The sequence below is a fragment of the Psittacicella melopsittaci genome (assembly GCF_003585925.1).
Classification (GTDB): Bacteria; Pseudomonadota; Gammaproteobacteria; order Enterobacterales; family Psittacicellaceae; genus Psittacicella; species Psittacicella melopsittaci.
In genome coordinates this window covers 1-20,253 of the sequence record NZ_NRJH01000008.1, presented here as the reverse complement: position 1 = coordinate 20,253, position 20,253 = coordinate 1, and the positions used below count along the sequence as shown (strand labels likewise).

Below are 20,253 nucleotides of genomic sequence, written 5' to 3'. Positions count from 1 at the left end.
CATGCGGCTTAAAGCTAAATATCTAACAAGTATTTAGTGAATTTAGGTGGCAACGTGTGTGGAAATGTAAAGAGAAGAGCTATAAGCTCTACATACTTTTTACGTTTTCACCGAGGATTATAAGTCTTCCAGCCCTTTTATTAGCCTTGGGAACTTCCCAAGCAATAGTGTATGCTGGAGCTTGTAATCATCAATTTGCCCAAAATCGCCTCATATTTCCACGATTGCAAGTCCAGCATTTTTTCTTTTATGTTGGCTGATGATTACAACTCTCCAGCTCTTTTTTGGAGCAAACTATGGGTTCCTTTTCTCAACTTCTCGACGTGCAAGCCTATGATGAAGCTACGGGAGCTTTTATTTGCTCATCAGGGCATATAGGTTTTATTTGGCAAACCGAACCCTTATCTGGAGTAAATGCCGATCTCGAAGCCCAAATTCGCGGGATGCTTCAGCTCGATTTGCCTGATAATAGCTACTTGAGTTTTACTCTAGTTGCCGATGATAACCTGCTCCCCTATATTAGCGAATACCAACGTTTGCGTTTACGCGGACAACTCGAGGCAAGCACGCAAATGCGATTAGAGTTTTTGCAAAATATGCAAGAAGTGTCGCATGACAATCAAGCCCCGTGTAATCTACGCAACTATATTCTCCTCATAAGTCTAAAAATTCCTGTCAAAGGAAATATAACTCCAGAAATCTTGGCTGACTTCCAACAATACAGTGCCCAAAGCCAACAAGCTTTACTCAGTATTTTTGGGGGTGTCCATCGCCTTAACGACCGTGAGTATCTCTTTTTTATGCGCAATCTCTTGCTGCATAAAACCTACCAAGAACAAGCCCAAAACGATAGTCGTTTTCTCTATTATGATCCCTTTACTACCCTCGCCCAGCAAGTATTTAGTCCTAGCAGTAGCCTCAAGTGCCATAAAAACTGTCTTGAACTTGACGGTCAACTCGTACAAGTGTTTACTCCCCTAGAAATACCCAGTGAGTTTGCTTGTGGGCAGGCAGTAAGCTACTTAGGTGATCTCTATACAGGTATAACTCCCTTAACGCAAAAGTTTTTCTTAACTTGCAACTTATTTTTTGCCAAACAGCTTACAGCTAAATCTCTAGTAGAAACCAAACGCAACTACACCATTCGCCAAATGACAGGTCCTTTAGCTCGCTTTGTTCCCCGTCTCAAACAAACTGCCGAAGCCTTTGATGTGCTTCTTGCTGATTTAAATGGGGGAGACAAACTAGTTAAATTGAGTTGGACTCTAGTCGCTTGGTTACCACCAGACTATACTTATGCCGATTATCAAGCAGGCTTAGCTCCAGATAAACCTGAGGCTAGTGGAGATGAACAAGGCAAGCAAAGTTTTATTGCCAGCTTGTGGCAAAATTGGCGAGGCTCAAGAGAGAAAAAAGAACAAGAAAATACACACTGGCAAGAACAAGAATTAGTTGAACAAACGCAAGATCAACTTGAACAAACATCTGATCAACTGGAACAAACGCAAGAACAAGTTGAACAAGCAGGGCAAGAACAAGAACTGACTTCTGATCTAACAACAGCAGAGCTCGAGAGCTTAACACCAAGACAAGAGCAAATCGATCTTTCTCAAGCTCAAGAGCAAGCAGTTGGCTCGCAAACTCAGCCCGAGCTCAAGTTAGACCTTACAGGAGCTGATTCTTTTCTTGAGTCTGAGGTTACTTTAGCTTCAGCTGAGTCAACAACTGATTCTGAATCTTCTCTATCTGCACAAGGATCATCATCTTACTTTTACTCTTCTGACTTTTCTGACTTTTCTGACTCTTCTGACTTTTCTGACTCTTCTGACTTTTCTGACTCTTCAGACTTTTCTGCCTCTTCAGACTTTTCTGCCTCTTCTGCAGATGACCTGGCGGCTGACTTTGAGGCACAACTTGAATCTAGTGTTTTAGCCTCAGCTCCACCTAAGTTTACTTACGATCTCTCGGGTTTAAGCTTTGCTGATCAAGAGTTACTCAAGCAAGTAAAAATCGCTCCGCATAAGCGACACTATGCCAGTTATAAAGCCCATGAGGGGAATGGACGTTTACCGCAAGCCCAAGCCTTTGCTGTAAAAGTAAAATCCTATTTCCAAACTATTGGCTGGCTTATCGATTATGAAACCCAAGTGCAACTGCCTGTGTTTCTCAATGCCTTGCCGTTAAATCAAGATCGTAAAGCTCGTACTTTTTTACAAAGAGAAAGAACCATGAGTACGACCCAAGCTACCGTGTGCTTACCCTTATTTGCCGAGTGGAAAGCAGCAGCTGCCCCTGTAGTACCTTTAATTAGTCGTACAGGGCAAATTATGAATTTTGATATGTTTGCCTCGCAAACTAATTTCAATTGTTGTATAGCTGCTCAATCAGGTTCGGGTAAGTCGTTTCTGGTAAATGAAATAGTGGTAAATCTTCTGGCTACGGGAGCTCAATGCTGGATTATTGATATAGGGCGTTCCTATAAAAAGCTCTGTGAAGTATATCAAGGAGAGTTTGTTGAATTTAACGTTAATGCCCAAATTAACATTAATCCTTTTTCTCTGGTGCGCAACTATGAGCAAGATGCGGATATGGTCTTTACCTTAATTCAGGCAATGATTTCTCCTAAGGATATGCTCAGTGAGTATCAGGCCAATGCCGTAAAACAAATGATCAAAGACTTGTGGGAAATCTATGGCGCTAACTTGCATATAGATATGCTGGCACAAAAGCTCGAAGAGCATCCAGACAAACGCCTCCAAGATCTTGCCGTACAAATATTTCCATTTACCAGCCGTGGGGCTTATGGTGTTTACTTTCAGCCTCAAGCTCGCAATATGATTAATCTCTTGCAAGACTTAGAGCAAGAAATTAACCGGAAAGGACAAAAATCTCGCCTTGTAGTCCTTGAACTCGAAGAACTCTCAGGACGCAAGGACTTACAACAACTCGTGCTCTTGCAATTAATCTTTGCCGTAAACCAACAAATGATTCAAGGACAAAAAGAACGGCAAAAGGTGTTGTTTATTGACGAAGCTTGGGATCTCCTTGCCTCTAAAACCATTTCTTACTTTATTGAAACAGGATATAGACGCTTTCGGAAATACAATGGGGCAGTAGTGACCATTACTCAGTCCCTCGAAGACTTGTATACCACCCCTTCAGGACGAGCTATAGCTGCCAACTCTGCTAACTATTTACTCCTTGCCCAAAAAAATGAAACCATCAAGCAACTAATTAGCCAAGACAAGCTTGTTCTTGATGCTCATGCCATTCGGCAAATTACTTCCTTAAAAACACGCAAGGGGCATTATTCGGAAATATTTGTTTTAACCGATCATGGGGCAGGCGTAGGCAGGTTAATTGTTGAACCTAAAGTGCAATTACTTTATTCAACTAATGCTGTAGATATAGCTGCTTTAAATCGCTTGCGCGAGCTCTATGCTTGTGATCTCTGGCAGGCAATAGACATTTTACTTAAACTCAAAGCCTAGGAGACTGCTATGCCGTTACGTCAACTTTCACGCTACATCGATGATCCCGTGTACTTTTTACTCTGGCCCCTACCTGAGGCTATTCCTATTCTCACAGGCATTGCCATGGGAGCCTATTTTGGGAACTTGTTTCTTTGGGCGGGGGTAGGTTTTGCCTTGAGTTATTGCATTCGCAAATACAATACTCATCTCAAAGCCAACTACTTGGGGCATTTTCTTTACTTTTATGGCTTGATTCTGGTGCGGGCGTACAGTGTGCCTAATCCTTTTAGCCAAATTTTTGCTCATGGAGTAAGTGAGGATGAAGTTTAAAAACTGGGATAGCCAAGTAAAAGCCTTAAAGCAACATACAAGCTTGTTGTTGCTCTTGAATTTAGTCTTGGCCGTGAGTTTGGGACTAAGTGTATATATTCAAGCTTCGACCAAGCCCATAGTTATAGTGCAACCTATGGTGGCAAATGACTCTTATAAGGTCAAGGCAAATAGTTTAACTCGCTCTTATGCGGTGAGCTTTGCTACTTCAATGGCCTTGCTCTTGGGGAATGTTACTGCCGACAATGCCATGTTTGTTCTTGAAAGTATTAGTCAGTATGTGGCTCCTGATTACTATGCTCAGTTTCGCAAGCAACTAGTTGCGGATATGCAACGCCTGAAAGAAAATCGCATGGACATGACCTTTGTGATTACCAAAGCCTATTATCATCCCCCAACCGGAGAAGTAATAGTTGAAGGTAGAGCCACTATTATTGACGCTGCGGGCAATAGCCTGCAAAACCCACATCAATTCCGCATTTTGCTGGATTTGGAGGATTATGTACCCCGTATCCGTAATTTACAAAGCCTTTCTCTGGCTTCTCAGTAGTTTGATATTGGCAAGTGCTGGGGCTAACCCCAAGCTTGCCATAGCTCCCGAACAGCAAACGAGCAAGCAAATAGTGCTTGCCAACTTTGGGGCAAGCTATCAATTGCGTATTGCCCTAGATCAGCTCAATAGCATTACTTTACCTTTTGGGCAAATAGTGGCAGATACCATTGACCCTCAAGTGCAAATGCTGGCGCGAGGCTCGGACTTGCTGATTGCTACGAGTGCTAGCGAAAAAGTAACTATAGTAGTGCGCGATGGCGAGCAACCTGATTCAGCTTTGACTTTAATTCTGGTACCTAAAAACATAGATCCGCAGAATTACCAAATAGTTGTGCCTCAGCTTTTTAGTGGGCAAATGCTGTTAAATCTAGGTGATATTTCGGTAAATGATTATCTTGCTCAGTTAAGTCGCTTGGTGCGTTACACGGTTGAAGCTACCAATGCTGTTACTCCCATTGCTCAAGCAAGCAAACGGCAATATAGCCTGACTAACTTTTATCTCAATGTACCTTATTTAACCCCGCAAGTGCTTGATCTTGTAGATATTACTCCTAAACAAGGCAGTCCGTATTTGCCTTTGCTGTGTGGTATAGGCTTGTTAAAGTTTAGTGAGATGCGAGAGTTTCAGCCTCGTAATCTCTATTACTCAGGGATAAAAGTACGCAGTTTTTGGGTAGAGAATATCAGTAGTATCGATTTTATTTGGCAAGCTCTGAGCTGTACCCAAGCTAATGTTATGGCTGCGGTAATGGTCACAGGCGAAAAACTCTTGCCTGGAGAAAAATCACAAATAGTGCTCCTTGAGCAAATTAACTACTAGGAGGCAAAATGAAACTATCTTTTGCTCATAAAGTAGCTATAGCTTTAGGATTGGGGACGGGTGTGTACTTTACTTTGCCTCTAGCTTTGCAAGTTGGCATAGATCCCCAACTTGAAACCTCGGTAGTGGCAGGGCGTTTTTACTTGAGTTCGCCTTTACTTGCTCCACGAGCTACAGGCACTTTAAGTCCCTATCGCGTCTACTATCGCCAGTTGAGCCCGGAGCAACAAGAACAAATGCAAGCTTTTAGTAAGGCCATGGCAAATCGCCCTGATTACTTTAAGCTCGTGAGCCAGTGGGTATTGCAACAAGAGTATCAACCTCAGAGCTTGAGCCTCTATCCCCAAGCCAATGAAATCTATGTTACCCTTGGTCCTTGGCGCGATAACTTAACCCTAGCTCCTTGCCTAGGGCAAAGTAAAGCTCAAGACGAGTTGTTTGTCAGTTTTTTACCTCACCAAGTTGATTTACCAGGAAAACAAGCGGTAATCAACTCGCAAGCTTATCTAACCGAGCAAGGAGAGCAAAAGTACTTTAATCAGGCAGTACTCCTTGCTGGCGATCTTCATATTTTTCTTAATCACACTTTAATTCGCAGTCTAGAACCACAAACTAAGTTTGTCAAATACTTGCTCGCTTATCCGCACGATATAGTTGATCTCACTGCCGAGGGCTTGTTTATTAATGGCGTTTACATTAAAAACCTACCGCCAGTATTAGAGCAAGCTCTAGCGAGTTTACCGCAAGGATCGCGACGCATTATCCTCGATAAAAACGAATACTGGGCAGTAGGCGATGCCTTTGGCAGTATAGATAGCTTGTATTTTGGGGCTTTAAAAGGCAAGCAAATTCAAGCACGTGTATTTACCTTTTTCTAAAGGAGAGACTTTATGCAAAAAACTCTGGCTGTAGTTGCTTTAGCTTGGGCATCTTCTAGTTTTGCTATATCTGCCCAAACGCCAGTAACTCTAAAAGTAAATAATTTTTGGTCAATTCTTGCTTCGCAAAGTTTAGATGAGGCAAGTTTAGTAAATGTTTTGCGTGAAGCCTATCAAGCCAACTTACCTGTAGTTTTTCCTGGAGTCTTAGGAGAAAACTGGAGTGAAGGCATAGTTGCTTTACAGCAACGTTTGGCACAACTCGAACGCGATTACTCGCTTCCTGGGTTGCCAGAAGTTAGCATAGATCCGCGCCCATTTCGAGCCTTAGGACAAAAGCAAGTTCCCGTGCTCGTTTACTGGAAGGGCGTGCAAGCTGACTCACCTTATGTAGTCCCAGCCGAACAATTAGTTCCCGTATACCAACAATATGGCAATGTAGCTTGGCAATTAGCCCGAACTTACTATACTCATCTTGAAGAGCAGGCTAAGCCCGAGCAACAGCTATATCGTACGAGCTTGGCACGTATCCAAAAGATTTTACAAGAAGGACAATTATTGTACTTACAGCAATTGCAGGAGCTAGGCATCAAGCTCAAACGCCAAACTTTAACGCATGCCTTTGGGGCAGGGCAATACTTTGTTCCTGCCAACAAAGCAAAAATTGTTCAGCAAGGAAAAACTTTTTCCTTAATTGAAGAAGACTTATTACGCCAAGCGAGAGCGAAGGTGCTAGATTACCTAGCTACTAAACCACAAGTGGACTATGGAGAGATGCTTGAGAAGCATTTTGCTCAACTTGAAACTAAGCAAAAAACTCCTCTTGTAACCCAAGAAAAAGAAGAAATAGTGCCTCTCCCTCAAGCGAGTGAGCAAGTCTTTCCCTTACAAGTGTGGTTTGTGGATTTAAGCTTGCCTGCTTTACAAGAACAACTGCTGGCTTTACCAGCCCCAACCTTGCAAAACTATTTCACTAACTCCCAGCGCGTAGTTTTACTTACGGGCTTGGATTGTCCGCAAGAACCAGATACTTTAGCTTGCTTTGCTTTTTGGCAAGAGCGTTTAGGAACACAATTGTACCTTGCTTTACCAACCTTAATGCAAATGTTCAAGCCTTCGGCATTAACCTTGCTTCAAGGATTAAATGGGCAAGAGTTGGAAGTTAAACATCTTCCAGGACTTAGCCTTGAGTCCTTGCTTGGGAGTCAACCATGAATCCTCTCGCTAAACTTGCTGTATCGAAAAAAGTGAGGAGAGATATTGCGAGAGGAAAACCAAGAGAAACTGAGAGAGGTAATAAAAACGAAAGCGGGAGAGGAACCGATTTTCGTAGAGAGATAGGAAGTGGATTCTGGGGAGAGATAGGATCCAAATTCTCTAGAGAGATAGAATATGGTAGAGGAACCAAATTCTGGGGAGAGATAGGATCTAAATTCTTTAGAGAGACAGAAAATGGTAGAGGAACCAAATTCTGGGGAGAGATAGGATCCAAATTCTCTAGAGAGACAGAAAGCGGAAGAGGAACCGAATTCTGTAATGAAATAGACAGCGGTAAAGGAACTGGCTTTCGTGGAGAGATAAGAAGTAACAGACAAGAACCCCCCAAGCCTTTACCGCCAGCAAAATTAGCTTTTTTAACTCAGTTTCTCACTCAAGGCAAAGCGTCTCTGTTAGCTAAAATAAAAGCTCTAGGCTTATTTCTAGGACTGGGACTTTTAGCTTTATCTGCCAAGGGGCAAGTGAGTTGTTCAGGAGTGCCATTTTACTTACAGGCTCCTGAGCTTAGGCAGCATGCGGGTACTGCCTCTGCCCCTTGGTTTTCTTCTCATCCTATTCAGGTTCAGTCGAAGCTTGAGCCAAGGGAGCTAGAGGAGGCTCCAGACGAGCTTTTGCTCGAACTAGAACCTCAAGAGGTTGATTATGCCAGCTTAATGCCTGAGCCCGAGTTTACTTTGGCACAAAAGGGGTTAGCAGGTGTGGAAATAACTCCAACTAGTCCAGGTTCGTGTAATAGTGCTAATGTTCTTTCCGAAAAGCTCATTACCGATATTTGTTGGGATTGTATGTTTCCCATGCGAATATCTGGAGTTAAAGTCAGTGGCGGCAAAGGCAGAGATGATATTCCCAGTGGTTCAGTTTCTCAACCTGTGTGTAGTTGCAAACGCAAAGGAGATTTTCCTCAAGTGGGATATACTCTGGGCTTCTGGCAACCTATTCGCCTAGTTGAACTAGTGCGTACTCCCGGCTGTATGATGAGTTTAAATGGGAAAAAAATAAAACTCGGACGTGCTCATCAACTGGGAACGCGTGGCAGTGGGGAACTAGATACAGCCAGTACGGGGTTTTATCATTATCATTTTTATGCTTTTCCTTTATTACAAATTTTAGGTTTGTTAAATAAGGATCTGTGCTTTAGTAATGAGTTTAGTAGTATAGATGTGTTATATGTTTCGGAAATAGATCCGAGTTGGAATTATCCTGAGATAGCTCAATTAGTTTTTCCTGAAACGCGTGCATTTGCTCGTAAAGAGGCAATTCTTGCTTGTGGGGCAGATGCCATGGCACATCTTGGACAAAAGTCGAGCTCATTTCTCCCTTGGTGTGCGGGTACCTGGGGGAATGTTTATCCTATTAGTGGCTTTGATGTCAGTGTAGGATCAGGAGCTCGCATGACTTCATTACTAGCAACCCGAGCCTTAGCAGCTTCACATCGACGCGGTTTTGAGGTAAGAACCATGGGTAAAGATGCTCTATGCCAAACTTCTCTAGCCCTAGAGTTTTTACCAGAGCAGTATCGCTTTTCCATGTTTTATCCTATGCCCCAAAACTCCAAGCATCCTATAGGGCGTTCGACCTTTATGTGGGGAGAAGCTGCAAATGCCGAAGATGCCGTATATGTGGTGTGGCGTTGGCGTGATTGTTGTTCGGCATTATTTTTAAAGTAGACGTTTTATTCCTTGAGAAATTGCCTGATCCTAGCTTTGTAGATTGGCTAGGATTTTTTTTGTATTTTTTCTTAAAAAAATTGCTTTTTTATCAAACGAATAAAAAATATTCCTGTCTAAAATTATAAAGTAGTTAAAAAAATTACTCTATTTATTATTTTTTTACCAAGGAGAATAAGAAAAAGGCTTATTCTCGGCAAAGCAAAGAGAATTTTTTGCTTGCCCTCTCAACTCAACAAGGAACTCAAGTGAAAATTTTAGGCAATATTTTAACTTACGCTGTAACCGTTGGTTTAGTGGTTATGGCTGTAGCAAAATAATACATACAAGTATTTATTTAAAAAGAACACGAGAATAAATTAAGAAGAGAAAAAATACATCTATAAAAGATCTACAAAAAAAAGAACGCAAGGATCTAGAAAGTATCTGACAAAGACCTTCCCAAGATCTTCCCAAGAGCAATGCACTAATTAAAAGTTCTTTGCTACTTGCATAGTTCTTTAGTTTACACATCACAAAAATCTCTTCATTACAGATTTTAGTTTAAACAAAGCCAAAGTATACTTGGCTACTTAAACAGCCAAAGTATACATGGCTCCTTAAACTAAAAGTTAGCTTTGTTTTTATCCAAGCTAAGCTTTTGAAAAATAATATTTTTTCTTACAAAGAAATTTATCGAAAAAATTATCAAATATTTTTCAGCAATTAACTTAGTGAAAAACAGGCTAAATTATCAGATTATTAAAATATTTGCCAAAATATTTTTTGAATATGTACTTTACATCATTAATAATCTGTGTTACTCTATATGTGTAGAGAGTTGAAAATTAAACTCAAACATCGGTCTAAACAACATTTAGTTCAAACACATAACAAAACAGAACACGCTCTTATCTTATCGCTTATATACAGTCGAGACTGCAATTTGGGTGAGGTAAGAAACTTAATATATACAACAAATAAACAATTTAACAGGAGGATAAAACAAATGACAGATTTAAAAGAAAAAGTATTATATGGTGTTTCAGCAGTAGTGGCATTCTCTTTAGTAGTATTAGCTGTAGTGGGTCACTAAGAAACTAGATCGCAATATACTAATAAACAAGATCACAATATACAAAACAAATAAAAACATAACGAAATAAAACAAGAAATTGTTTTGATACATACATAATTACCTCATTTTGTCAGAATTACGACGACTGCTTAAGTTCTCTTAAGCAGTCGTTTTTATTTGTCTAAAAAGCGAGATTAGCTTACTTACTAAAGATAAAAAGGCAAAAGAGGCAAAGAAGGATAGATTTAAATGAGGTAAAAGGAATATAAAAACAAAGCAAATAAGGTAAAAAACGCAGTGAGATTATAAACATGAGATTGAGGATAAGGTGATATTAGACCTTATTATTGAACAAGATTCAATATAGCGTTAAGCTGATCCTACTTTTTCAGGGAGCATTAATTCTCTATAATAGACTTAACAACAAAACAAACAAGCTAAGAATTTGGAGAACAGTATGACAGCACAATTATATAAAGTAAGCTCAACGGTAATAAGCTTTGCTTTGGTTATTTTAGCAGTAGCTCCACATTAAGATAGTATTTGGTATAAAAACAAACAACCAACAAAAAGAAATAAAAGCATAGCCAAAAAGAACAACAATATCTTTGCCAAAAAGATAAAAAATTGCCAAAAGAAATTAGAGTGATATTTTTGCCAAAAGATAAAAAAATTGCCAAAAAAAACTTAGAGTGATATCTTTGCCAAAAGATAAAAAAATTGCCAAAAAAAACTTAGAGTGATATCTTTGCCAAAAGATAAAAAAATTGCCAAAAGAAATTAGAGTGATATCTTTGCCAAAAGATAAAAAATTGCCAAAAAGAAAATAAAAACTCAAAAAAAATGTAAGCAACAAAATAAAGATAAATAAAAACTAACTTACTCCAATTAACTATAAGTAGTATTTTTTGCTCATAATATTTTCTAATTTCATGTAAAACCCAAAAGCATACAATCAACAATATTTAACTTATTTTGCCAACATAATTATCATGCTAAAAAACCTTATCTCTTTTTTCATAACCGCCACATTTACTGTTCTGGTCGTATTTCATTGACCTGAACTTTAATGCTAAAAGCTAATAAAGCCTATTTACTCATATATCATATTTATTACATTTATAAGTACTCGAGTCTGCCAAACTCGAGTTTTTTTGTGCTTGAATTTAGGCAGGGGATTTTATTATTGGCTTATTGGCTTATTGGCTTATTGGGAATCTGGAATAAAGGCAAGTAGATAACTAAAGAGAGAAGTGTTTTTTTTGTAGAGTTTTAGGTAAGTAAATAAAGGTTGGGGGCAAAGAATTTTCTTGATTGGAGAATATGAGGCACCATTCTGTTGCCTCAAGTAGTCTTCTCAAAGAACTTTAGGAGTGTTACCATATACGCATACAAAAAATACATTAGGTTCTACTATAAAAAACCCAATGCAGATGTTTTATAAAAATATTTTCTTTTAGTGTTTGTTTTCGCTCTTTAGATTATTTATAAGCGTTCTTTATATTTTTTGTTCTTTAAAAAATTGTTAGCTCTTTTTATTATTTTGTTCTTTATTAATATTTTTTGTTCTTTCCTGAAAATTAATAGTGATAGATGGTTTTATTTCTTAGTTTAAATTAGAGTGAGTTTAAAACTACTAAAACTTATCGAAATCTCACTTTTCCTTTGGGGTACAGTTCTACTTTAGTCGAAAAGGTTTTGCTCTGACGTTTGAGGGTAGAAATTGTACCTTTTTTTCTCTTAGTTGCTTTTTTCTTGATTTTTAGATCTGACTATTAATTATAATTAGTCAGTGCTTTAGACATTCATTTTCTCTATTTTCTCTCCTTACTTTACTTTCTTCTCTAGTTTTTTTTGTTCTTTCCTTTACCTTACTGATTTTCTCTTTACTTTCTGCAAATTTATCTTTCTTTTGCTGAGAGATTTGCTAATTTTTCTGAGCAAAAAATTACTAAAATGCAAATAACCGAGTTAGAGGTGTGTAATTTAGTTGATCTAAATCACACTTTAGGGAAAAACTTAAAAATTTTTCTGATTGATCTTTTAAGATAATTTTTTACAAATAAAAGTCTATATAAAAATAAACCCGCATAATTTAGAGGTGTTTTTTAGCTTATATCGTTGAAAAACAATATAAAACGCAGATTGTTCTTTTTTGATCAAAACAGATGATTTTGTGAACTAATTTAATCCACTGGGAAAAAATCTGCTCTAAGTAAATATATAATGAAGGTGTAGATTTTAATTTATAGATGTTTTTTCTACGTATTTGTACGTTTAACGTACTTTGTATGTTACACGTGCTAGTATGTTAATTTATATAGTAACTCGTGTTCGTTGCAATGCGGGAGCATAGCAACGAGTTTTTCCTTAATTAACTTAGAAATGTTGCTCAGAGTTCCTCTTATTTGAAAGTGTGTCTAAATAAATCTCCTCATATATAGTTGTATGAAAGTCATTAAATTTTAACTAACTTGAGCAACATTTTTAAGTTAATTGGATAAGAACAGAGCTTGCAGAAGGACATAGATTTTGACACTGTATAATTACCTTTCTGCAATGTATCTCATGGTTATACAGTGTGTTATCAATGCTATAATAAAATTCTCCTTATGTATGGAAGTCCTCTACCCCAAGAGGGCTTTTTTTATGTCTGGATTTTAGTTGATCATTAATTTAAATAATTAACTACAATTAAAGCCAAGAAAGAGGTAAACCTCAAAGTAAAAACTTCAAGAGCCAAACTCAAGTAAGCAGGAGATATTCCTCTAATTAAAGCAAAGCCTATTCCCACCTTTGTTGTCTCAATCACTAAACTTCAATACAAAGTCCCAAACGAGAAACTTAAACCAAAGCCCAAACTAAAACTAAACCAAAAACCCTACCCCTGCAAATCTAACTCCCCGCATAAAATACTAATTAATTTACTCTTGCAAGATTAATATTTGCTTTACAAAAAGACTTGCAAAAAAATAAATAAAAAAAATAAAAAATAAATTATTTTCAAAAAATCACAACTTTTCTTTCTTATGTTTATTTATCAAACTTTTAATGATAGAACAGTAGGTTAATTTTCCTTTTGATTTTCAAGAATTTTATTCTTTTTTAGGTCTCAGATTTGAGAAAAAAGTCAAAAAAAAGGGGTTAATAACCTAGTAAAGAGTGTGTGATTTATGAATTTCTTTGAGAAAAAGTGTGATCTACGTCACAAAACGGAGAAAAAATTTTGATCATTTTTGATCAAAAAAGAAAGCTAATGAGGCTAGAAAAAGAGGTCTATTTTGCTAAAATGTTGATTTTTGGGCATGCTATTTGTGGAAAATGACCAGTTTTTATTAATTTTTTTTAAAAATCTTTTTTTTCCCAAAAATTGGGGTAAATAATAAAATCGGCTATAATAGACTCATACCAAACGATAGTTGGTTTCTTGAAACTCATTGTACTCTTCCAAGTACATTCCTACTTTCTGGTATAAATTTTATCTACGGTTAATACAATTATAGAGCTATTAGCTTTATGTATGATTAGTAGTTTTAGTAAGAAGATATTTCGTTTAGCGTTTTCTTGGGAATTCCATCTTCTTACTTGATTAATAAGAAAGGACGACTGTTGCTTTAGGGCAACTCTAAGGCAACAGTTTATTCTTTATAGCTTTGTAATATTTCCTTTTAAATTATTTATAGTCTGTCTTTTTTCTTAAGGTAAGGACCTTAAGTGAATTGGGGTCCTTATTTTATGAGGAAATAATTTCTTCAAGTTATTGCCTAGCATTGTTAATGTAGCAAATAGAAAAATTACAATCGACGATTCACTGACTGGAACTAGGCAATAACTTAAAGAAATTATTCCTCGCTTCATATTACCTCCCGAGCAAATAGTTGGCTTTGCCAATAAATGTGAGTAGGAATAGGCTCATAAGGTGTAAGCTTTATTGGTAAGGCTAGGCACTTAACTATTTTTTAGAATATGAAGCGAACCCTAATTTTTTAGTTCTTTTATATTCTTCTTATTTTTGATTTTGTAGTTTTTTTGTAGATATATTTCTATTAATTAAGTTATATAAATATTCGTTGGAAATCAACTTTTGACTTGGTTCAAAAAACTAAGACTTTTTTATTGCGGAAAATCGTAATGATTTCTCTCCCGTAAATTAGCAAAGACATAAATGTAATTATCTTAACTGAGATGTCTCGGTTTAGTAGACATCTTTATTAAGGTAATTCCCTTTACCTTAGTTTACGTATGATTTTATTTTTTTTTAATAATTTCTGAGTAATGTGTATATTTAATTGTCTTAAGTAAGATGTCTGGAGCTAAGACATCTTTATTAAGACAATTATGCTTTATTTGCAGGCTTATGTGCACAAGACGTTTAAAAAAAGAGTGAAAAACCTATACTTGTTCTCGGGAAAATAAAGCCTTATTGCTTCTAATATTGAATAATTGTCTTTCCCAATTTAGCCAAGCTAGTTGAGCTTGTATTAAGATAGGGCGATTTAGCCCCGTAAGTTTTACTTAGGCAACTAAGTAAAAAAATAACTATAAGAAAGGCATAACCTTATAGTTAAGTGTAAAAGTTTACTTTTACACACGTTTACTAGTTAAATTGGACTAAATATTTACTCTCAATTTTAAACATTAGAATAATTGTAAAGAGGTTTAGAGGGTAATTTGCTTGCTCTTGAAGCTTATTTATGATTATAACCTTAGACAACTAGTAGGCAATTCTTTTTAATTAGCTAGCCTTACAGCTTGAAGTTGTAAGGCTTTTGCCTTGGGATGTTTTATTTTAGCAAGATTGCTATTTACAATCGCCAAAAGTAAAAATAGCAAGCTAAAATAAACCATCCTCAGGCAAACATAACTCATAAAACAAGTTTTGGTATAGACAAAAGGTAAAAGCTTTGGCTATCCAATGAAACCAAAAGTTTCGTAAATTCTAATAAACCAAAATTCTCATATAAAGTCGACACCATAAAGTAGCGCACCTGCTTTATGGTGTTTTTTTATCTTTGGATTTTAATTGTCCTTAGTTTAAAGAATTAACCTTTTTGGGCTTTTGTAAGATTTGCTATTTTTGCCTTTTAAGATATTAGCTATTTTTTAGCTTTATCCTTGGTTCAAGCTTTTGTTATAGTTGTTGGTTCGAATCTTTATTTGCCTCAAGAGCCTGAGCTATAGCTTGAGCTATGGCATAGGCTAAATACACAGGCACGGCATTGCCGATCATCTTATAGCCATCGTTGAGGTTGCTGTAGTAAAACTTAAAATGATCAGGAAAACCTTGGATTCTGGCACATTCACGGACACTTAAACGACGATAAAGATTTTCTTTACCTGGAGCAAAAATGTGTTTATCTGTATCTACTTTTTGCATAACAGGAGCTTGAGGGTGAAGTTGACATTGTCTGCCTGAAGCTTGTACTGTAAAGGCAGGCTCATCCCATTGACGAACTCGATTACGGCTCATAAACATTGGCGAAAAGCTTCCGATAAAGTACTCATGGTTCAGAACCTTGCAGTTGTTGCCATTGGTTTTGTTTTTGTCTAAGGCTGGGATTGCGGTTTTACGGAGATCCCAAATGGTATCACGAAGAGTGAGTTTTTTCTCATGAGCTTGAGGGGGAGTGAAGTTTACCTTAAGGTCTTTTCTAAAGCCAACATAAAAAACTCTCTGGCGATCTTGAGGTACGCCATAATCACTGGCATTTAGGAGAAAAAGATGAACCTCATAGCCAGCTTCTTTAAATTGAGCGATAATATTTTCAACTGCCTCAGAATGGATTTTAGCCATCATGCCTTTGACGTTTTCAGCGAGAAAGAACTTAGGTTTTTTGTCTTTGAGAATACGGATATATTCGTAAAATAGTTTTCCGCGCGGATCGTTAATTCCTTTTAAAGTCCCTGCTGCTGACCAAGATTGACATGGAGGTCCACCAATAATGCCGTCACAGGCAGGAAAGGCGTCGGAAGGAATTTTACTTATATCTCCTTTAATGAGGGGAGTAGAGTGATTGGCTTCATAGGTTTGCCAGATTGACTTATCATATTCATTGGCTGCTACTATATTAAAGCCAGCCATAGTAAAGCCTAGGTCTAAGCCTCCAGCTCCTGAAAATAAGCTAATTAGATTCATAATGTTTTGCTTCCATATGTTTTTTTGTTTTATGTTTAATCTAGGTTAGATAGACCTGGGTTTTTAGAGGTCGAGCTTGTTTTATTATACCTTAACTGAGAGGGACAATAGCTCTTTGTCTTTAGGGTTCTTGCTTTGCTTTTTTTGCTTTTAGAGTTTTTACTTTACTTTGTTTGCTTTTTTTAGATCCAGCGATATTTTTGGGATATTTTTATTTAATTTTTTAGAGTTTTATTTAATCATTTTTTGTCATTTTTTGTCGTTTTGCGAGCTAAAATTTGCAAAAAATTGCCTAAATTCCTGCATAGGTTGTGGGGTTATTCGAATTTAATTAAATGAGTAAATGCTCAGTTTTTCCCGAATCTATCGGGGTTTAAGAGAAGTTATCTAAGATTGCGTAAAAAATAAAATGAGTAAATACTCACTTATCTATTTACAAACCCATTTATCTCAACTATAATAGAAGTATAAAGAAACAACACACAAAAACACTTAAATAAACCTTACCTATTCTTCATTGATTAGTGAATGATTTTCAAATCACTTACAAAGAGAAAGGGATTTATTCTTCCTAATAAAAGGTTTATAATATAAATATAGCAACAAACTAAAAAATGGGACTTTTTTCCCATATCAAGACAACTTAACAATAGAAAAACAACAAAATCAACTAATTGAAATAACTATTAAGGACAAGTTATGAAAATTAAATCAGTTATCACCGCTTTAGTATTAGGTTCAGCTTTAGTAGCAGGGTCATTTACTTCAGCTTATGCAGCTGATGTGAATGCAAATGATCGTGTACCTCTTGTGGTAAATGATAACTTTATGCAACCTGCATTAAAAACAGCTACTATTGAAACTGGTCACCGTACTATTACCGGACAAGCATTCGGTGAAAACAACAAAATAACTTCAGTTTATGTTACTTCGAATTTAAATAAATCCTTAGTATCATTATTTGAAGTAGATGGTGTTACTGTTTATGCTTCGTCTGATATTACTGCAAGTCAAATCAACAGTATTTTAGCGGACTTCAACATTGAAGGTAGAGTTAATAACTCTGAAGTACGTATGCAAGTAAAACAAGCTGGTTTACTAAATAAACTAGATAGTGACTTCGACGTTGACGTACGTTAATTTTTAAAGTAGATCTTATTCTTATTCATTCTATCTTAAATTTAATCTATCTTAATCTTTAAAATGCCCTAGTTGGGAAAAGTGCTTTATTCTCAGGATATTTTTTTCTGGTGAATAATGTGCTTACCAATTATCTAAGAGTAAGATGGGTTTTTCTGAACCCATCTTACTTTATCTCTTCTAGTTATATTTGTAAAAATTTAAAATCTTGTAATGTTTAGTGGCGACTAACCATCAACAAGACTTTAAGTTGTTGCCAAACTTGGTCTTGTACTGCTAATTGTATAAGCAATGTGCAGTAAAATTGAGAGTGATATTAGAGTTGGTGAAGTTTATCTTTACAGGGTTGGGGAAACCTTGTAAGAATATACTTCTCCTCAAAATAGCAAATTTAACATTAAGTAAACGAGTGAAAGTAGGAGAGAAGATCAAATGCTTTCACTTTTTTTATTATAAGTTTAGGCTTAATTGGTTCAGTACTTTGTACTTTGTTGTTGAGTGCAGCACCAAAGTAGAAGGATCGCTGATCTTTTCTGCCAGTTCAGAAAGTTTTTTCATGAACTAGTCCAATAATGGTGTTTTTTCCAAAATACCAATAAGTTAAGTTGTTGCGACCTCTATTCGTAATGAATAGAGGTTTTTTTGTTAGGATTAAATAAAGGTAAGCTCTACTTTAATCTAAAGTAAAAGAAAGAGAAAGGAAGTACTACCACTTATTGCTCAGGTTAGGATTTAAGTAAGGCAAGAGATATGCCTAAATAATGTGTATACGCATGCTTAAATAAATCTAAATGTTAAGTGCTAACTATGGTTAATTATTTAAGAACACCTACTTAAAAGAGAGCTAGAATAACCTTGCTAAAGTTGCTCACTAATTAGATTTGACTTTAAGAAAGTAACTAACGAAGATAAAGGTATACCTTCTGGCTCCAAGGTCTATTCTAGCCTTTCTTGCCAGTTCTGAGTAGTTTATCTTTTTACCGCTGTTAACATACTCATTTAAAATCTTGTTACACAACCAAATAATCTTCACCGTCACATGAGTGAACTTATGTGTTGATTTTTTCTGAGTTTTGTTGCGGAAATTGCGGGGAGTATGTTATATTATTCATAACGGCTTCCTTATTGTAGTAATAATTTTATGATATCTAATTTTTTTATTAGATATCACAGAAAGCCGTTTTTTTTATGTCTGAATTTTAGTTGATCACTAATTTAAATAATAAACCAATAACCAATTAGCAATAACCTACTACTCGTCAATTCACCTCTTCTGTCTCAATTCCCACCCCTTAATTCCAAGCAAAAAATACTAATTATTAGTATTATTTGGCTAAAAAAATACTTATTTTTTTTGTAAAAAAACGCTAATATTTTCTAAAAAACGCCTTAATTTATTTAATTTAGCCTGAATTCCCTTAGTTTTTTGTAAGGGAATAGAAAAAAATTTTAATTGAGTATTTACTCAATTTTTCTCGAGAATACCGTTGTTTATGTCAAATTTAGCTAAAAAATAAAATGAGTGAATACTCACTTATCTATTTACAAGCTATTTTTGTTGGTATATAATAGACTTATAAACAGATAAATAGTTTAAATATTAAAAAATAAGTTATAGCCATAATCAGACAATTTATTCTAGTTAAAACACAACAAACAAAACAACCAAGTTTACACTTTTATCTAAAAAATAAAAATGCTTAGACTCTTTGATTGTTGAAATTGAAGCTAATTATCGATATACAATTATAAAAATACAAAAAATACAAAAAAATTGAGACAATCTTTTACGCAAGTAAGAGAAATTATTTACATAGTGCAATCAAGTTGGGGAAGGCTACCCCCTAGAGTTTTCTCCAACTTTTTTCTGGTTAAGATCTTGATATGCTTAGTTAAGACTAATCATCCACAAGCTTTTAGCATAAGTTATAATAATAGTAGAGGCTTGTAAGTCTCTTTCCTGAAATTACTTTAGGAGATACTACTATGAAATTAAAATTAATCCTTCTTTCTTTTCTTATTTCTTTAGGCTTTGCAGTAGCTCCTCAAGCTGCATTAGCTAACTCATTTCCAACGGTAGCAGAATTAGCTCAAGCTAACGGCGGTCAATCGCTTAAAAGTACTTTAGCTAATTACAATGGTAATGTTATGGTAGCCAAACTCTACCAAAACAATACGGTAATAATTACTTCACGTCAGCAACAAGACCTAGCTAAGGTTTTTGATATCCGCGGCTTAAAAGTCTATGCTACAAGTGATGTAAGCTTAGCTCAGGCTACCGAATTAGTAGGCAAACTACTTAATTAAGCTAAGCCAATAATGTTCTTTTCAACCCTATAAAACAAATCACAAACAACGCCAATATACTCAAAAAAACTCAATAGAAACGATTCTATTCTTGCTGCCAAAACCAAGAATATAATGGCTTCTTACAAAAGTAACCTATCCTGTGTTTTAGAGACACAGGATTTTTTATGCATAAAAAAAACTAGACCACTCAAAGAGCAGGTCTAGTTTTATAAGAAAGTAGGTTGATTACTAAAAATAGATTGTATTTGGATTTTGTAGCTTAAGCTAGATCTAGAGGTAAAACAACTTAAAATCCTATTTTTAGTAAATTGAGATAATCATTTGAATTATCTAGATATTTCCTAAACAAAAAAATGACTAACAAGATTACTTTGTTAACATTACAGTTGTGTAAAGAGGCTATAAATTTTTCTTTACTACAAGAAATATTCTAGCATTTTAAAACAACAAATCAAAGGCTAAGGGAAAGTTTATTTTCTAAGTTTTTGAAAATTAGATATTTATTTGTTTTTTAGTCGGAGCTAAATGCAAAAATAAATTCTTATTTAGGTATAGAGGTAATAAAAGAAAAAGCTAGTAAAAAGACGGTAAAGAAAAAAGCTAAGAGAGAA

10 protein-coding genes are annotated in these 20,253 nt (G+C 35.9%); 9 read left to right on the top strand and 1 reads right to left on the bottom strand.

Annotated elements, in window-relative coordinates:
• Nucleotides 1-296: 296 nt before the first annotated feature.
• The 7 genes from CJP74_RS00895 to CJP74_RS00865 all read left to right on the top strand — a co-directional run bounded on the left by CJP74_RS00895 (nucleotide 297) and on the right by CJP74_RS00865 (nucleotide 8,999).
• A complete protein-coding gene (locus tag CJP74_RS00895; RefSeq protein WP_119496398.1) occupies nucleotides 297-3,491 on the top strand; it encodes a TraC family protein in 3,195 nt (1,064 codons plus the stop codon).
• Nucleotides 3,492-3,500: 9 nt separating this feature from the next.
• Nucleotides 3,501-3,803: a type IV conjugative transfer system protein TraL gene (locus CJP74_RS00890; protein ID WP_119496397.1), complete on the top strand. Its 303-nt coding sequence runs from the start codon at nucleotides 3,501-3,503 to the stop codon at nucleotides 3,801-3,803.
• Entirely contained in the window at nucleotides 3,793-4,353 is a 561-nt protein-coding gene (locus CJP74_RS00885) for a TraE/TraK family type IV conjugative transfer system protein (protein ID WP_119496396.1), read from the top strand. The genes CJP74_RS00890 and CJP74_RS00885 overlap by 11 nt, the downstream gene beginning before the upstream one ends.
• Complete coding sequence (locus CJP74_RS00880; RefSeq protein ID WP_222986801.1) at nucleotides 4,304-5,176, top strand: hypothetical protein; 873 nt, start codon at nucleotides 4,304-4,306, stop codon at nucleotides 5,174-5,176. Before CJP74_RS00885 ends, CJP74_RS00880 begins: the two co-directional genes overlap by 50 nt.
• Before the next feature lie 8 nt (nucleotides 5,177-5,184).
• Nucleotides 5,185-6,054 (top strand): S26 family signal peptidase, encoded by an 870-nt coding sequence (locus tag CJP74_RS00875; protein ID WP_119496394.1) that lies wholly within the window; start codon nucleotides 5,185-5,187, stop codon nucleotides 6,052-6,054.
• Nucleotides 6,055-6,066: 12 nt separating this feature from the next.
• The gene (locus CJP74_RS00870) at nucleotides 6,067-7,269 is read left to right on the top strand and encodes a TrbC family F-type conjugative pilus assembly protein (RefSeq protein WP_119496393.1); all 1,203 of its coding nucleotides are present in this window, start codon (nucleotides 6,067-6,069) and stop codon (nucleotides 7,267-7,269) included.
• A 524-nt stretch (nucleotides 7,270-7,793) separates the two neighbouring features.
• Entirely contained in the window at nucleotides 7,794-8,999 is a 1,206-nt protein-coding gene (locus CJP74_RS00865) for a TraU family protein (RefSeq protein ID WP_222986800.1), read from the top strand.
• A gap of 6,188 nt (nucleotides 9,000-15,187) precedes the next feature.
• On the opposite strand, the gene CJP74_RS00860 is transcribed toward CJP74_RS00865, so the two are convergent.
• Nucleotides 15,188-16,192 (bottom strand): DNA cytosine methyltransferase, encoded by a 1,005-nt coding sequence (locus tag CJP74_RS00860; protein ID WP_119496391.1) that lies wholly within the window; start codon nucleotides 16,190-16,192, stop codon nucleotides 15,188-15,190.
• A gap of 699 nt (nucleotides 16,193-16,891) precedes the next feature.
• Between CJP74_RS00860 and CJP74_RS00855 the strand changes: the two genes are divergently transcribed.
• On the top strand, nucleotides 16,892-17,332 hold the full coding sequence (locus CJP74_RS00855; protein ID WP_119496390.1) for a hypothetical protein: 441 nt from the start codon (nucleotides 16,892-16,894) through the stop codon (nucleotides 17,330-17,332).
• Between the two features lie 1,986 nt (nucleotides 17,333-19,318).
• Entirely contained in the window at nucleotides 19,319-19,639 is a 321-nt protein-coding gene (locus tag CJP74_RS00850; protein ID WP_119496389.1) for a hypothetical protein, read from the top strand.
• Nucleotides 19,640-20,253: the final 614 nt, after the last annotated feature.

Excerpts from the sequence above, each read along its gene's own strand:
- CJP74_RS00895 (WP_119496398.1), top strand. The coding sequence starts at position 297 with ATGGGTTCCTTTTCTCAACTTCTCGACGTGCAAGCCTATGATGAAGCT.
- CJP74_RS00890 (WP_119496397.1), top strand. The coding sequence starts at position 3,501 with ATGCCGTTACGTCAACTTTCACGCTACATCGATGATCCCGTGTACTTT.
- CJP74_RS00885 (WP_119496396.1), top strand. The coding sequence starts at position 3,793 with ATGAAGTTTAAAAACTGGGATAGCCAAGTAAAAGCCTTAAAGCAACAT.
- CJP74_RS00880 (WP_222986801.1), top strand. The coding sequence starts at position 4,304 with ATGTACCCCGTATCCGTAATTTACAAAGCCTTTCTCTGGCTTCTCAGT.
- CJP74_RS00875 (WP_119496394.1), top strand. The coding sequence starts at position 5,185 with ATGAAACTATCTTTTGCTCATAAAGTAGCTATAGCTTTAGGATTGGGG.
- CJP74_RS00870 (WP_119496393.1), top strand. The coding sequence starts at position 6,067 with ATGCAAAAAACTCTGGCTGTAGTTGCTTTAGCTTGGGCATCTTCTAGT.
- CJP74_RS00860 (WP_119496391.1), bottom strand. The coding sequence starts at position 16,192 with ATGAATCTAATTAGCTTATTTTCAGGAGCTGGAGGCTTAGACCTAGGC.
- CJP74_RS00855 (WP_119496390.1), top strand. The coding sequence starts at position 16,892 with ATGAAAATTAAATCAGTTATCACCGCTTTAGTATTAGGTTCAGCTTTA.
- CJP74_RS00850 (WP_119496389.1), top strand. The coding sequence starts at position 19,319 with ATGAAATTAAAATTAATCCTTCTTTCTTTTCTTATTTCTTTAGGCTTT.